This is a genomic window from Gemmatimonadales bacterium, from assembly GCA_036500345.1.
In the GTDB taxonomy this organism is placed as follows: Bacteria; Gemmatimonadota; Gemmatimonadetes; order Gemmatimonadales; family GWC2-71-9; genus Palsa-1233.
The window spans coordinates 66,519-81,863 of the sequence record DASYCE010000004.1 but is presented as its reverse complement, the minus strand read 5'-3'; the positions used below and the strand labels follow the sequence as shown (position 1 = coordinate 81,863).

Annotated in this window: 9 protein-coding genes; 6 read left to right on the top strand and 3 right to left on the bottom strand. The window is 65.6% G+C overall.

Features of this window, described 5'->3' with window-relative positions; genetic code table 11:
• Nucleotide 1 precedes the first annotated feature (1 nt).
• The 5 genes from VGM20_02065 to VGM20_02045 all read left to right on the top strand — a co-directional run bounded on the left by VGM20_02065 (nt 2) and on the right by VGM20_02045 (nt 8,237).
• Nucleotides 2–625 carry a PadR family transcriptional regulator gene (locus VGM20_02065; protein ID HEY4099641.1) on the top strand — a complete coding sequence of 208 codons (624 nt, stop codon included), beginning with the start codon at nt 2–4 and terminating at the stop codon, nt 623–625.
• On the top strand, nt 520–1,665 hold the full coding sequence (locus VGM20_02060; protein HEY4099640.1) for an alpha/beta fold hydrolase: 1,146 nt from the start codon (nt 520–522) through the stop codon (nt 1,663–1,665). Before VGM20_02065 ends, VGM20_02060 begins: the two co-directional genes overlap by 106 nt.
• Before the next feature lie 60 nt (nt 1,666–1,725).
• On the top strand, nt 1,726–3,165 hold the full coding sequence (locus tag VGM20_02055; protein ID HEY4099639.1) for a PQQ-binding-like beta-propeller repeat protein: 1,440 nt from the start codon (nt 1,726–1,728) through the stop codon (nt 3,163–3,165).
• A gap of 246 nt (nt 3,166–3,411) precedes the next feature.
• Nucleotides 3,412–5,820, top strand: a complete 2,409-nt coding sequence (locus tag VGM20_02050) for a protein kinase (protein ID HEY4099638.1) — start codon at nt 3,412–3,414, stop codon at nt 5,818–5,820.
• Complete coding sequence (locus VGM20_02045) at nt 5,793–8,237, top strand: protein kinase (protein HEY4099637.1); 2,445 nt, start codon at nt 5,793–5,795, stop codon at nt 8,235–8,237. Before VGM20_02050 ends, VGM20_02045 begins: the two co-directional genes overlap by 28 nt.
• Here VGM20_02045 and VGM20_02040 read toward each other — a convergent pair whose 3' ends face one another.
• Nucleotides 8,238–10,256 (bottom strand): beta-L-arabinofuranosidase domain-containing protein, encoded by a 2,019-nt coding sequence (locus VGM20_02040; protein ID HEY4099636.1) that lies wholly within the window; start codon nt 10,254–10,256, stop codon nt 8,238–8,240.
• A 150-nt stretch (nt 10,257–10,406) separates the two neighbouring features.
• Nucleotides 10,407–10,847, bottom strand: a complete 441-nt coding sequence (locus tag VGM20_02035) for a hypothetical protein (protein ID HEY4099635.1) — start codon at nt 10,845–10,847, stop codon at nt 10,407–10,409.
• Between the two features lie 389 nt (nt 10,848–11,236).
• On the opposite strand from VGM20_02035, the gene VGM20_02030 reads away from it, so the two are divergent.
• Nucleotides 11,237–12,679 carry an HD domain-containing phosphohydrolase gene (locus VGM20_02030; protein HEY4099634.1) on the top strand — a complete coding sequence of 481 codons (1,443 nt, stop codon included), beginning with the start codon at nt 11,237–11,239 and terminating at the stop codon, nt 12,677–12,679.
• A gap of 3 nt (nt 12,680–12,682) precedes the next feature.
• On the opposite strand, the gene VGM20_02025 is transcribed toward VGM20_02030, so the two are convergent.
• Nucleotides 12,683–15,328: a BamA/TamA family outer membrane protein gene (locus VGM20_02025; protein ID HEY4099633.1), complete on the bottom strand. Its 2,646-nt coding sequence runs from the start codon at nt 15,326–15,328 to the stop codon at nt 12,683–12,685.
• Nucleotides 15,329–15,345: the final 17 nt, after the last annotated feature.

The window sequence follows — 15,345 nt, the reverse complement described above, 5'->3', positions numbered from 1 at the left end:
TATGACAAGACCGCGCAGGCATGCGCTTTCCCCCCTCGCTCTCGTCATCCTCGCCCTTCTCGACGAAGCACCGATGTATCCCTATCGAATGCAGCAACTGATGCGCGATCGGGGGACCCATCATGTGGTCAACGTCCGCCACCGCACCAGCCTCTATCAGACGATCGCCCGGTTGAAGCGGGATGGACTGATTGCCGTTCAGGGCACCAATAGATCAGAGAATCGTCCCGAGCGGACGGTCTACCAACTCACCGCTCCGGGCCGGAAGGCAATTCACGATTGGCTGCGGACGATGCTCTCCACGCCGGCGTCCGAATTCCCCGAATTCCCGGCAGCGCTGTCCTTCATCTACCTCTTCGAGCCGCCCCAGGCGCGCGAGGTCCTGGCGCAGCGGGCGGCCGCGCTCGATGCCCGACGCCAGCCGCTGGCCGACCTGTTGCGCGAGCACGCCGACGCGGTCCCGCGACTTTTCCTGCTCGAATCGGAGTATCTCACGGCGATCGTCGACATCGAGCTCGCATGGGTGCGCCGCGTCATCAGCGACATCGATGCGGGACGGCTCACCTGGAGCGCCGCCGCTATTCGCGCCGGCGGTCAAGCCGCCGATGGAGGCCCGCTCGAATGAAACAACCGATTGCAACTCGGATTGCTGCGCTCTGGTGTGTGGTCATCTCGGCCACCGCGACGCTGTTCCCCGCTGCGGCACAGCAGCGATCATCCGCGGGACGTTGTATCCCCGCGACCCTCGATGTCGCGCTGGCGCCGGGCGAAGGAATCTCAGCGACAATTTCCGGGACGTTCTGCTCGCCATCACGACCCGACGTGCACGACGTCATCGATATCCTCGTGCACGGCGCGACGTACGACCGTTCGTACTGGGACTCCGGCTTTGACGGTTCGCGATATTCATACGTGCAGCGCGCGCTCGCCGCCGGTCGAGCGACATTCGCTTACGACCGTCTCGGTATCGGCAAGAGCAGCCCGCTTTCCAGCACGAGCGTCACGATGTACGCTGACGCTTATGTCCTGCACCAGATTCTGCAGCACTTTCACGCGCAGTTCCACGAAGTCAATCTCCTAGGCCACTCCTACGGATCGCGTATCGCCCAGTTGGAAAGTGCGGAATTCAATGATGCCGCGCGGCTGGTGCTCACCGGCAGTCTCCATGCTGTCGGTCCCGCGCTGACCACGGGCGAACTTGTCCTGCGTCAGGCGAGCCGCGATCCGCAATTCGCCGGTAGCGCGCTGGACAGCGGTTGGACAACGACCGCGTCACCTGCCGGACGCGCGCCGTTCTATGACGTCGCGGGTGCCGACCCGAGGGAGATCGCGTACGACGACGCCCACAAGTCGATCGTTTCGTCGACGGAATTCCAGCAGGGGATTGCGATCGGCCGCGTGCCGGCGGACTCGAACATCAGCAACCGCATCACGCGGCCCGTGCTGCTGATGTCGGGAGAGGAAGATCGTCTATCGTGCGGTCTGGCACTCGACTGCACCGATGCGCTCGCCGTGAAGGCCAACGAGCAGCCGTTCTACACTCACGCGGCGAGCCTCACCGTCGTGATCGTTCCCAATACTGGTCATGATCTCGCGTTGCACCTGAGCGCCGGCGCGTCATTTGAAGCGATCAATCAATGGTTGCTACAAACTCCAGTACACTAGCGAGTATACTCCACGGTCGCCTTCGCCGATCAGGCCAGAACCTCCACGGTTGGAGTCCAGATGCTGACCCATGCATGGTCTCATTCCACCGTTGTCCTCTTCGCTCTGACACTCCTCGCCTTGGAACCGACACCCGGCTCGAATACAAGCGGGCGTCGCCCGCCGCCCCACGACGATTGGCCGACGTTCGGGTCGAATGTGGCACGCAGCAGTGCGCCCGCGGCTTCGATGGGTGTGACCGCCGCCAACGTCGCATTGATGCAGCGACAGCAGGTGGCGATCGACGGGACGGTCGATGCATCGGCGATCTATCTGCACGGGGTGGCGGTGAACGGATCGGCGCACGACGTCTTCTTCGTCACTACGACGTACGGCAAGACGCTCGCGATCGACGCCGATCGCGGTACGGTCCTCTGGGAGTTCACGCCGCCGTCGTACTCGACGCTTGCCGGGTCGCGACAGATCACGACGTCGACGCCGGTCGCCGATCCCGATCGGCAGTCGATTTACGCGGCGGCGCCGGATGGCTCGATTCGACGACTCTCCGTTGCCGATGGCAGCGTGCGCTGGACCACATCGATCACGCGTCTTCCGACGCGCGAGAAGATCGCGTCCCCGCTGACGATCTTTCGCGGGCAGGTGATCGCCGTGACTGGCGGATACATCGGCGACGCGCCGCCTTATCAGGGACACGTCGCCGTGCTCGACGCAGCGACGGGGCGATTGTTGCACGTCTGGAATACGCTCTGCAGCGATCGCGCTGAGTTGATCGACCCGGCATCATGCAAGGAGAGCGATTCGGCGATCTGGGGTCGGGCGGGCGCGGTGATCGACTCGGCCACCGGCAACATCTTCATCGCGACCGGCAACGCGACGTGGGACGGCCGCACCAGCTGGGGCGACGCGGTGGTCGAGCTCAACGCCGACGCCACCCGCATGCTCGGCAACTACACCCCGATCAATACGGCGCAGCTCAACGACGACGACGCCGATCTCGGTTCGACGTCGCCGCTCCTCCTCGATGGCGGTCTCGTCCTGCAGGGTGGAAAGGATGCGCTGATCCGGATCCTCGACTGGTCGACGATGAGCGGCACCGTGCCGCACAAGGGAGGCGAAGCATCCAGCGTCGCGACACCGTCCAACACCAGGCTTTTTACCGCTCCGGCACTCTGGAGGAGCGGTGGCACCGAGTGGATCTTTGCCGCCGACAACGGCGCGACCTCGGCGTGGACGGTCCGTGGAACGCAACTGCACCCGGAATGGCACAACGTGCACGGCGGGACGAGCCCCGTGATCGTTGACGGAATGGCGTTCATCTACGACCCGCACGGCGGGCTCCGCGTCTATGACGCGGCCACCGGGAGGGAGGTGACCACGCTCGACTGTGGCCCCGGTCACTGGAACTCGCCGATCATCGTCGACGGGCGGATCGCGCTCCCGGAAGGGAACGCCAACGGCCACCAAACCACCGGTTTCCTTGACATCTGGCGGGTACAGTAGCGCTCCGGCGACCGGAGGAAGTCTTGCATCAGGACCAGCGTCAGGCTTCCACCGAGGCGCCGCCGGGACCAGATTCAAGCCTCTCTCAGCACTCCATCGAATGCCTGATCATTCCTCCCACTCGCCGGGGGCGCCGGATGTGTCGTACTTGCCCGTCAGGACGCCCAGTGGTGAGCAGTGTAAATCTGTGAGTTTCGACCCGCTCCAAACGGCCGCTTCGGCTAGCGAGACAATCGGGTGGACGGGGTGAGCTTCGACCGGCTCCAGGCCGCGTTGGGCGACCGCTACCGGATCGAGCGGGAACTCGGCCAGGGCGGGATGGCAACCGTGTACCTCGCCGAGGACGTCAAGCACCGCCGCAAGGTCGCGATCAAGGTGCTCCGCGAGGATCTCGCGGCGTCGATGGGCGCGGCGCGCTTCCTCCGCGAAATCGAGATCGCCGCCCAGCTGCAGCACCCCAACATCCTGCCGCTCCTCGATTCGGGCGAAGCCGAGGGCTTCCTCTACTACGTCATGCCCTACGTCACCGGCCAATCGCTGCGCGAGCGAATCGGTCGCGAGGGCGAATTGCCGGTGCACGAAGCAGTGCGGCTGATCACCGAAGTGGTCGACGCGCTGAGCCACGCGCACGAGCACGGTGTGGTGCATCGCGACATCAAGCCGGACAACGTGATGCTTTCCGGGCGTCATGCGCTGGTCGCCGATTTTGGCGTGGCGAAGGCGATCAGCGAAGCAACCGGTCGGAACACCGTCACGACCCTCGGCGTCGCGGTGGGAACGCCGGCGTACATGTCGCCGGAGCAGGCCGCGGCCGATCCGCACATCGATCATCGCAGCGACATCTACGCCGTTGGAGCGATGGCGTACGAGCTCCTCACCGGCCAACCACCGTTCGTCGGCGCCACGCCGCAGCAGGTCCTGGCGGCGCACGTCACGCAGGAGCCCGATCCAGTTGGGAAGCGGCGGCCAGGTGTGCCGGCGCCGCTCGAAGCGGTGGTGATGCGAGCGCTCGCCAAGCGCCCCGCCGATCGGTGGCAGACCGCGGCCGACCTGCACGCCGCTCTCGAGCCGTTCGGGACGCCATCGAGCGGAATCACGCCGACGCAGACGCGACCGACCCCGGCGGTGCGCCCCGCTGCACGGCGCATTCCGTGGATGGCGATTGCCGCGGGCGTTGTTGTCGTCGCAGGAATTGCTGCCTGGCGCCTTGCCGCCGGTCACAGTGGTTCGTCGGCTGCACGGGCCATCGCTGTCCTCCCGTTCGAGAACGTCGGGCACGATACGGCGTACGATTATCTCGCCGACGGGATCGCCAACGATGTGCGCAGCGCGCTGATGGCGCTTCCGGGGCTCACCGTCAAGGCGCGCACTTCGTCCGAGGCGGCGAAGGGGAAGCCGATTCATGACGTGGGGACGCAACTGCGGGTACCCGTGGTGCTTCAGGGTGAATATCGCCGCACCGCCGATCACGTCACCGTGACGGTCGACCTGGTGAATGTGGCGGACGAATCGGCGTTGTGGTCGCACAACTACACGCTGCCGGCAGATGGCAACTTTTCGGCGGCGCAGGATTCGATCACCGCCGGGGTCAGCGCGGCGCTGCATCTGCAAACGACGCCGGGGGCCTCGACCGCGCAGACCCAGCGCGGGACGAACAACGTGGACGCGTACGATCTCTATCTCAAAGGGCAGTACTTCTTCGCCAAGCGTGGCGGAGAGAACCTCCGCCACTCGATTGACTATTACCAGCGGGCCATCGCGCTCGACGGCAACTTCGCCAAGGCGTATGCCGGTCTGGCGATGACCCTCACGGTGATTCCGGGGTATACGCAGGTCTCCGCCGACTCAGCGATCAGTGAGGCGGTGCGGTTGTCCCGCCGGGCGCTGGCGATCGACTCCACGCTGGTCGACGGACAGCTCGCGCTCGCCTATGCCTTGACCGGCGGGGCGCGCCCGGCCGACGCCGAGCCCGAGTTCACCAGTGTACTGGCGCGGGATCCACGCAACGTCACGGCACGTCAGTGGCACGCCGACAATCTCGCGGAACTGGGGCGCATGGACGATGCGATCCGCGAAGGGCGCATGGCTGTCGATCTCGATCCGCTTTCCCCCGTTGCGCTCAACGATCTCGCCTACGAACTCATCTCGGCTGGTCGATTCGACGAGGCGATCGTTGCGGCCCATCGCGCGATCGAGCTCGATCCGGCATACGAGAACATCAACGAGTATCTCGGACTGGCGTTTGCATTCACGCAGAAGCCGGACAGCGCCGAAGCCGTCTTCGAGCGGCTGTTTCGGGCTGACTCGATGTCACCTGGTGTGCGAGGCTATTACGTCTGGCGGTTCGCGCTCGCCGGACGATGGGCAGAGGCGGATCAGCAACTCGCCGCCATCGAGCGGATCGAGGCGGGCGGGTCGCGCGACTACGATCTGGTGATCGCCAATGTCGCACTAGGCAACAACTCAGCGGCGCTTGACGCGCTGGAGCGAAGTGTCCGGCTCAACAAATTCATCCTTGCAAACAGCACCATCGGCTGTGATCCGACCTTCGCCTCGTTGCGAACGGAGCTGCGACTGATCGCCATCGTGAAGCAGCTGGGGCAGACGATCTGTCCCGGGACGCTCAAGTGGCCGATTCCGGCGCGGAGGCGGTGAGTACGGGCCAGCCGTCGGGCGACCTTCGCGGCCGACTCCAGTCGGCGCTCGGCCGTGCGTATCTCATCGAGCGCGAACTCGGCGGCGGCGGGATGTCGCGCGTCTTCGTCGCCACCGAAACGGCGCTCAATCGCAGCGTGGTGATCAAGGTGATCACGCCGGGGCAGGCCGAGGGGATGAGTGTCGAGCGATTCGCGCGCGAGGTGAAGCTCGCGGCGCGCCTGCAGCAGGCGAACATCGTCCCGGTGCTGGCGGCGGGCGACGCCGACGGCCTGCCGTACTACACCATGCCGTTTGTGCGCGGCGAGTCGCTGCGGGCACGGATGGCAACCGGCGAACCGGTGCCGATCGCCGATGCGATCCACATCCTGCGCGACATCGCCCGCGCCCTGGCATATGCGCATGGCGAAGGAATCGTCCATCGCGACATCAAGCCGGAGAATGTGCTGATCTCGGGTGGCGCCGCGGTTGTCGCCGATTTCGGCATCGCCAAGGCGATCGACCTCTCGCGCACGCAGGACGGTGATCCCCGCGGCGACACCAGCATCACGCTGACGCAGGCGGGGAGCACCCTCGGCACGCCGGCATATATGGCGCCGGAGCAGGCGGCGGGCGATCCCGACGCTGACCATCGCGCCGATATCTATGCCTGGGGATTGATCGCGTGGGAGTTGCTGGCGGGGCGGCATCCGTTTGCGGGGAAGGGATCGCTGCAAGCGATGGTGGTGGCGCAAATGACGGAGAAGCCAGCGCCGCTCGCATCAGCACGCCCCGATGCGCCCGCGGCACTCTGCGACGTGGTCGCTCGCGCGCTGGAAAAGGATCCTGCACGGCGTCCGGCGTCGGCGGGAGAGATTCTCGCTGCACTCGACCAGGCGGTCAGCACCGGATCGAGCGCTGCATCAGTTCCGAAGGGTTCGCGCAACAATTCCCGAAGGGTCGGCGGAATTCTCGCGATCGCAGTGATCGCGATCGTGGCAGCCGGCGTGTGGGTCCTTCGTGGTCATGCCGGCGCGAAAGCAACGACCGGTGCAGGGAAGTCGCTGGCGATCATTCCATTCGCGTCATCGGGAAATGACACGGCGAACGCCTATCTCGCCGAGGGCATCGGCGACGATGTGACCAACACGCTGTCGCAGATTCCGGGGTTGCGGCTCGCGGGCGAGCGTTCGGCGGCGAGCTACGCCGGAAAGGGAGCAACGACGCAGGAGATCGGCCGGGCGCTCCAGGTCAGTCAGGTCCTCGAGGGAACGGTTCGCCGCGACGGCGACCAGGTTCGCGTGTCGGTTGAATTGTCGAACACCAGCGATGGCCAGGTCGTCTGGCGCGAGAACTATCAGCACGCGGCCAATGACGTGCGCGCAGTGCAGGACGAGCTCGCGCGCGCCATCGCCGGGCAATTGCAGGTCACGTTGGCGAATACCGGAAGCGCCGCGCGCGGAACGAGCGATCCCGAAGCATACGATCTCTACCTCAAGGGGATGTATCTCTATCGTCGTCGCGGGCCGGGGATCACTGCGGCGATCGCCGATTTTGAACAGGCGACGGTTCGCGACAGCATGTTCGCGAGGGCGTGGGCTGCGCTGTCGAACGCATTGATGGTCTCACCGTCGTACACGCCGACGCGTACCGGTGACGTGCTGCCACGCGGGCGAGCAGCTGCGGAGCGTGCGGTCCGGCTCGATCCGACGCTGTCCGATGCTCACCTCGCGCTGGGATATGTCGATGCAGAGGCGTTCGACTGGCCAGAGGCGGAAGCCGAACTCAAGCGCGCCATCGCGCTCGACCCCAATGCCGCCGAGCCGCGCTACCGTCTCGGCTACACGCTGATGAACCAGGGGCGGCCGGCAGAGGCGATTCCAGTGCTCCAACGCGCTGTTTCGTGCGATCCCCTCTACTTCATGACTGCCGTCTATCTCGGTTGGGCCGAAGCGGAGTCGGGGCGCCCAGCCGAAGGACTGGAAGAGGCGCGGCGCGGCACGCAGATGGAGCCGTCAAGCGTGACTGCACTCTCGATCCTCGCGTTCGCCTTCGTGGAGGCAGGGTTCCCCGATTCCGCCGCATTCTATTCACGCCGGATCCTGGCAGTCTCCTCGGGCCCGGTGCGAATCGGCGTCGCGGCATCTGCGCTGGCCCGGTCGGGGAATGTCGCCGAAGCGCAAGCGCTGGTGAAGCGTCTGGTCGCGATGCCGGAAGGGGCGTGGACGCGATGGACCGGACTGGTGGTCGCGTATTCCGGGCTGAACGATACGACAGCGATGATCGACGCGATGGAACATGCCACGGCCGGCGACGGCGACGACTTCCCGACCTATGCCGCGCGGCTGGTCGGCACCTTCCCGAAATTGCCGCGCGTCGAGGCGGTGCTGCGGCGATACAACCTCGACCCGGCGCGGTTTGAGGGAAAGCGACAGTAATCACCCCGTCTTCGCGTCGAACTCCGCCTGCGTGAGGACGTCGAAGTAGATGCTGTACCGCCGTCCGCGACTGCGATAGAACGGCACCAGCGGCACGTCGCCTGGCGGCGCCGAGTCTCCGGTCACGCGTGCGACGTGCACGGCGTGAAAGTCTCCGGGACGCGCACCCGGCACCACCCACTCGGCGACCGGCGCGCCGTTGGTCATCAGCTTCGGTACCGGTGGCGCGGCAGTGCGCGCCGCGCGGCCCTCAAGCCTGGGGCCCCAATCGGCGGCAAGAACGAGCGGTCCCCACATGATCGCCGCGACCTTCGGATCATCGGGCGTTGGCACCAGCCGCAACGACTTGGGGAGTGCCACTTCCACGACATCACCGTTCCGCCAGACGCGACGCAACTCGACGAAGGTGCTCACCACGCTCGGGTGCGGATCGACTGCACCCTGCCGGCCGGTGCCACCGCTCGCCGGCTTCGCGATCGACGGGACTGCGAACTCCTGTCCGTTGATCCGCATGGCGAACTGGTCACCGGCCCACACCGGGCGGCGCACCATCAGGGTGAATTCGCGCTGCGCACCCGGCGTGACCCGGATCGTGGCGCGCTCGCCTTCGGGAAAGTCCGTCTCCATCGCGAGCCGGAGTCCGTGAGCGAAGTCCGCTGTCGACGGCGCAAAGAGGTTGACCCACACCGCATCGGGCGATTCGTAGTAGATCCCGTCGCCGTGCAGCGCATGATTCTCCATGCCGGTGCCGACGCAACAGGTGAAGTCCTGGTGCATGTCCTGGTACTCCTGTTCGACCCCGCGGCCGACCGGCACCATGTACGACATCCGCCCGTCGTCGAGGTTGAACGACGCCAGCGCATGATTGAAGACCGACCGTTCGAGGAAGTCGATGTACGCCGGATCAGGAGAGAGCGAGAACATCGTGCGACTCAGCTTCGACATGTTGTAGACGTTGCACGATTCGCAGCTGCGGCCGGCGAGATGCGCCGCATCCTGATCGGCGGCAAAGAAGTATTCGTTGTTCCCCATCCCGCCGGTGACGAAGCTGTGGTGCTCGGCAACGGCGGACCAGAACGTTCCTGCGGCGAGGATGTCGGCGGTGGAACCGGTGTGGACGTATCGCGCCGCCGAACCGATCAGCTTGGGGATGGTGCAATTGGCGTGAAGGCCGGCGAGATCGTCGTGGCCGCGCTTGAGCGGGTCCACCACCACGCGGTGCTCGAAGACGCGCGACAGGCGCATCCAGCGTGCGTCGCCGGTGTCAGCCGACAGATCCGCGAGGACCTCGTTCATTCCACCGTGCTCGGTATTCAGCATCTGCTGAATCTGGGCGTCGTTGAGCGGCGCCAGCGTCCGTTCGGCCCACACTGCGAATTTCGTTTCGACAGTGAGTGCTGTCTTGTTGCCGGTGTAGCGCCACGCGTCGCGCAGTCCGGCGAAGGTCTTGTGCAGCGTGTACCACGGCGACCAGAGTCCGTTGAGGTCGAACGGCGCCGCCTTGATGTCGCCCCGCGACAACGCCGCGAATGCATCGCGCCCCTTTTCCAGCGCGGAGAGATAGCCGTCGCCGTTCTTGTCCTGCACCTCCTTGAGTCCATTCACCACGTCGTCGGCGCGTTGCTTGAACCGCCCGTCGCCGGTCGCCGCATACATCAGGGAAACCGCCGAGAGATAGTGACCGGCGACGTGACCGGTGAGGTTGTGCCCCGGGCCGTCCCAGCCGCTGTACGGCTGCGCCTTTTCCGGGAGGCCGGTGCGCAGGCGGTAGAAGGCGAGCATCCGGTCGGGTTCGAGGGAGAGCAGATACGTCATATCCGCTTGTTGCGCGTCGCGCAGGGGGCCGCCGGTCAGTCGGACGCGAGAGAGCGGCACCGGTTGCGCGACGACGCGCGACGGTGTTGATCGCACGTGGTCGGCAGGTACAGCGTGCGCGCCGACCGGTCGCGGAACGGTGAAGGCCGCCATCGCGCCGGCCGTCTGCTGCAGGAAATCACGTCGTGTCGAGGGCATCGTCATCGCCGAAGAGGAGACTTCCTCAAGCTACGGCGAGGTTCCTGTGATAGGTAGCGCCTTTCGCCGGCCAGGACGACGCCGGACGACCTCCCGGGGGAGGATCGTCCGGCGCGTGCACACGAGCGGCTATTCCACCCACCGATACTTCACAGATCAGATCGGTGGATGCCCATCGCCTGCGGGCGGGTGTCCCCATGTGGTGATGTGGGTATAGTCATCACTGGTCGGAACCTGCTTGTAGTTGAATCGGGTGTCACCGTGGTTGGTCCACGCCTGATCCTGCGGCGGGAGGAAGTAGCTGGTTCCCGAGTGATACACCTCGACTGCCCGGCCACCCCGTACTGACCGCGGGTAGTACTGATTGTTGTACCAGTACACGGTGGTGGGGCGCCACTTCATGTAGTTGCTGTGCCAGTCACCCTGGGTCCCGGTCGAATAGGTCGTGATCGTGAGCGGCGACCCCAGCTGCGTCGTGGTCGTGGTCGTCGTTCGCCGGGTTGTCGTCGTTGGCGTGGTCACCTGCGCAGAGCTCGGGCTCGGCATGAGGGCGATCGCGCCGAGAAGCGGCAGGGCGGCAAGGAATCTGATGCGCATCGGTATCACCTCGAAAATGAATGTCTGTGGTGATGACGATTGCCGGACGACGTTGCTCACATCACACTGTATTGTTGATTACCACTGCGCTTTTCCAATCTCGCCACTCGCGACCCGCGCCGGTCACCTTACACCCAACTGTCACGCCGCTTCACAGGCCTGTCCCCGGCAATCCGTTCCGCGTATCCCTTTTGAGATACGGCGGACCGTCACGCAGGGCACCGATTTTGCCCCTCCGGTACGTCGTGCCGAACCACCTGATGGCGCTGACTGCAACAGCGCGCGGACTTCTCCCGGGAACTGAGCGCTCCGCTGCTGGATTGCGGCGCGCCGCCGGGCCGCATCCCAAGCGAGATCGCGTCGGCAGCACCCCAGCGCGGATCATCCTGATGTCGACGCGGAACGACTGGACGCCGCCCCAGGCACAGCCGGTCGAGTCGCACTATGCCGGAATTCGCCTGACTGAGGTCATCGGGGCGCTGTCGCACGCGCTCGACATGGCCGAAGGACAGCCGGTGGGGCATTCGATCCGCACCGCCATCATCGGGATGCGGCTCGGTCGTGTCCTCCAGCTCGGCGACGGTGACCGGAACGCCCTCTTCTACGCGCTGCTGCTCAAGGACCTCGGCAGCACCAGCAACTCCGCGCACCTCGCCTCGTTCTTCGGCGCCGACGATCGCGCGCTCAAGGCGGCGCGACGCCTCATCGACTGGACCGACCGCCGCGAAGTCGCCCGATATGTCCTGCGCCATGGTGCGGGCGACGGCTGGCTCGCACGGGGATGGCACGCCTTCACCCGCTTCCACGATTCCCCCGCGGTGCATCAGCAGATGGCCGAGACGCGTGCGACGCGCGGGGTGGTCACCGCGGCGATGCTGGCGATGCCGAAGGCGACCTGCGACGCGATCGCGTCGACCGAGGAACACTGGGATGGCAACGGTGTGCCGCGCGGGCTGGCCGGCGACCGGATTCCGTTCCTGTCACGCATCGTTGGCCTGGCGCAGACGGTGGAAGTATTCGAGCAGGCGTTCGGCGTCGCCGCGGCGTACGACGTTGCGCATCGCCGCCGCGGTCGCTGGTTCGATCCGGCGGTCGTCGACGCGCTCGATTCGTTCGCCGATGACGCGGCGTTCTGGGGCGCGCTCCGCGCGGCCAACTCGTTCGATGCATTGCCGGTGGCGGAGCTGCCGGAACGAGTGGTCTACGCCGACGAACTGCGTCTCGATACCATCGCCGAGGCGTTCGCGCGGGTGATTGACGCCAAGAGTCCGTTCACCGCGCGGCATTCGCAGAACGTCTCATTCCTCGCGACCCGGACTGCCACGGAACTCGGCATGACGAGCCGCGAGATCCGCGCGGTGCGCCGCGCCGGCCTGCTGCACGACATCGGCAAGCTCGGCGTCGCCAACACGATCCTCGACAAGGCGACGACGCTCACCCACGCGGAATCGCGGGCGATGCAGCATCACACGCGATACACGCTCGAAATTCTGCGTGGCGTTCCGCGGTTTGCCCGGTTCGCGATGCTCGCGTCCTCGCATCACGAGCGGCTCGACGGCAGTGGCTACCACGTCGGTCTCACCGGCGATGCGTTGACGATGTCGATGCGGGTCCTGGCTGCGGCGGATGTCTGCGAGGCGCTGTCGGCAGCGCGCCCCTATCGCGCCGGTCTCCCGATTGACGTGGTGATGCACGAACTCGATGCCGGCGCCGCGTCCGGCCGCCTCTGCGGCGTCGCGGTCGACGCCCTCAAGCAGTGGTTTACCGGAATTCCCGACGGACCGATCGCCTTTTCCGGCGCTGCCGACTCGACATCACTGATCGGAATCTGACGGTCAGAACGGAAAGCCGACGCTGACATACACGTGCGATCCATCGCTATGCGCGTACACCAGCGTGCCGACCATTCCGACCGTCGTGAACGAGAATCCGCCGCCGGTGCCGCGATGCCAGCCGCCGTCCGACGCCCCGCGATACCAGACCCGCCCAGCATCCTCGAACGCGATCAGCCCGAGCTTCCCTCGATCAAGGATCGTCATGTGGAAGAGCGGAATCCTGAGTTCGGCACTCCCCACGACGTCGGCGTCCCCGGCATATCGATCCCAGGTCAACCCGCGGAGTGAGGTCCGGCCGCCGATCATCGCGGCATCGTAAAGTGGAAATTGATCGCCGTAGATCTTGGCACCGGTGACCCGCAACGCCAGTGTTGGCGGACCGAGGCTCACGTACGCGGTGGCATAGCCTTCCGCGCGACCGTATTCCGGAACGTCCCAGAGCTTGGGATACCACGTCGCGGTACCGCCGAGGGTAAAGCCGTAGCGCGGATCGACGATGTTGTCCCGGCGGTCGATTGCCAACCGGAAGCGTGCGCCGGCGCTCGAGCCATTGAGAATGCTCGGCCCGAGCGAGTCGCCGGGACTGCCCGGCTGCGCAGCGATCGAGCGATACGCCGCGACTCCGCCGAGGGAAAACCACGACTTGGAACCGAGGTACCAGCGAACCGCCGGCTCGAAGGTGAGCTCGTTGCGCTTGAGCCACGCTTCCGTCACAGTGATTGTCGGGGATTCATTGCCGAAACCGAAGAAGCGCGAGGTATGAAACTGGGTCGCTTCGGCGGTCACGACGAATGCCATGTCCGAATTTTCCGGACGAAGGTCCAGGGTCATCTTTGCCGCGCCCGCGCCGCCACCGAGTGGCGTGCCGAGGGCGGCGAGCGTGAAGCGGCTCTGATAGGGAAAGCGGCGGAACGAGTAATTGGTCGCCGTCCACTGCAGTCCCAACGCAACCCCGTACCCACTGGGGAAGTTCACCAGCGGCATGTAGCCGGACTTGGTTCCCCAGTCGCGGTCGCGCTTCGCCGTTTCATCCTTGAGGACGACGCACGATCCGCCGACGAGATCGAGGAACCGGCCGCGGCGCTGGTCGAGATGGACGGTACCCGGGGCGTGCGCATCATGATCGCCGGATGAATCCGCCGTCGTCGCCGTATCCGGGTGCGGGAGGGTGAACGACGAGCGATCGACCTCCGCATGGCCGGTCACGGTAAAATGATTGTGGCCCTTGCTGTCATAGAAGATCGTATGGCCTGAGGTCGACGAATCGGCCAGGACGTCGTCGCCGTTCCCGCCGATCACCCGCACGACGATGTTGCCGTTCTTCGAGCCACCGCGGACGAGAACGGTATCCGCGCCGTCTTCCACATAGAGCCGGATCTCGCTCGTCTGGTCGGCGCTAAAGTGCCTCACCATTGCGACCGGCCGGTCACCGCTCCCCTTCGCGGGCGCTGCCTCCATCGTGACGGTGATGCTTCCATCGGCGAGGCGGTCGACGGTTGCGCGATCGGATTCGTCGCTGCCGAAGACCACGGCGCTGCCATTCACCATCTCGAAGTACTTCCGCACATAGTCGGGGAGTTTGTCACGACGCGCCTTGAGTGACGCGGCGATGAAGTCGCCGCTCGAGGCAACCCACCCCTGGGGCATCATGTGGACCGCCGAGTCGATCGCGGCGTCGGTCCACGCATGCTGGATCGCCTTGGCCACAGAATCCCACGTCGTCCAGTCGAGATCGACGAGCTCGCTCCGGTCGAAGGCTGTGGTCATGAACGTCATCCCGCCGAGCGACGGCGGCTTGGCGTCGAAATTCGTTTCCTTGGAATAGAGATCGCGAAGGAGCGTATAGATCATCCCGCCAGTGCGGGCGAAGGCGTGGTCGCGGTCACGCGCGATCGGGACGAAGAGCTTGCCGCCATCGCGGTTGAATTCGGCCCACCGCCACTGGTCGCAGCCGCGATCGGGATCACCGATCAGCGCGTCGACGAGCCTGGCGGCGAGATACGCCCGTGTGTCGATTCGATCGCGAAGGGTCGCGTCGAGAGCATTCGCGACAGCTTCGGTGCTCTTGATGTCGTCGGCGCCGAACGGTGTCGGGACGGTGTCGTGACCAGCTTCGGGGCGGTCTTCGATCTCTCCGACCTTGCCGCCGTACGTCTTGTTGAGCGAATCTGCGCCGAGTTCGCTGGGCAGGATGCCAAGGTACGAGGTCGTGGTGCGGACACCGACGGCGCGCTCGAGCGGCTCGGCAATGAACGAGGCGCCCGGATGGTATCCGCTCAGTTCATCGCGGACGATGGCGCCGGCGAGGCCGTGCCGAAGATCGGGATCGAGACCGCTGCTGGGCGCCTTGGCGGTCGAACGGAAGATGTAGGTCCGTCCATCGGCTCCATGAAACCAGAGCGTATGGGTCTGGTTACCCCCGGTCCTGAACGGGGTCAGTCCGCCGGCAAACCTGCCCGGATCCAGGACCGGTACGACAATCCTGGAGCTCCAGACATCGCGCCAGTTGCCGCCGACGAAGGGATACCAGCCGTGCGAGATGTCAAAGTCATTGCTGACGACCACCGACACAGTCTGCTGCGCCAGCGCGGGCGCCGGCGCCAGGATGATCGCTGCTCCAACAAGGCCGCACAGTCTTCGATGCATTCCGTCCCCCGGGCTAC

Excerpts from the sequence above, each read along its gene's own strand:
- VGM20_02065 (HEY4099641.1), top strand. The coding sequence starts at position 2 with ATGACAAGACCGCGCAGGCATGCGCTTTCCCCCCTCGCTCTCGTCATC.
- VGM20_02060 (HEY4099640.1), top strand. The coding sequence starts at position 520 with ATGGGTGCGCCGCGTCATCAGCGACATCGATGCGGGACGGCTCACCTG.
- VGM20_02055 (HEY4099639.1), top strand. The coding sequence starts at position 1,726 with ATGCTGACCCATGCATGGTCTCATTCCACCGTTGTCCTCTTCGCTCTG.
- VGM20_02040 (HEY4099636.1), bottom strand. The coding sequence starts at position 10,256 with ATGACGATGCCCTCGACACGACGTGATTTCCTGCAGCAGACGGCCGGC.
- VGM20_02035 (HEY4099635.1), bottom strand. The coding sequence starts at position 10,847 with ATGCGCATCAGATTCCTTGCCGCCCTGCCGCTTCTCGGCGCGATCGCC.
- VGM20_02030 (HEY4099634.1), top strand. The coding sequence starts at position 11,237 with ATGTCGACGCGGAACGACTGGACGCCGCCCCAGGCACAGCCGGTCGAG.
- VGM20_02025 (HEY4099633.1), bottom strand. The coding sequence starts at position 15,328 with ATGCATCGAAGACTGTGCGGCCTTGTTGGAGCAGCGATCATCCTGGCG.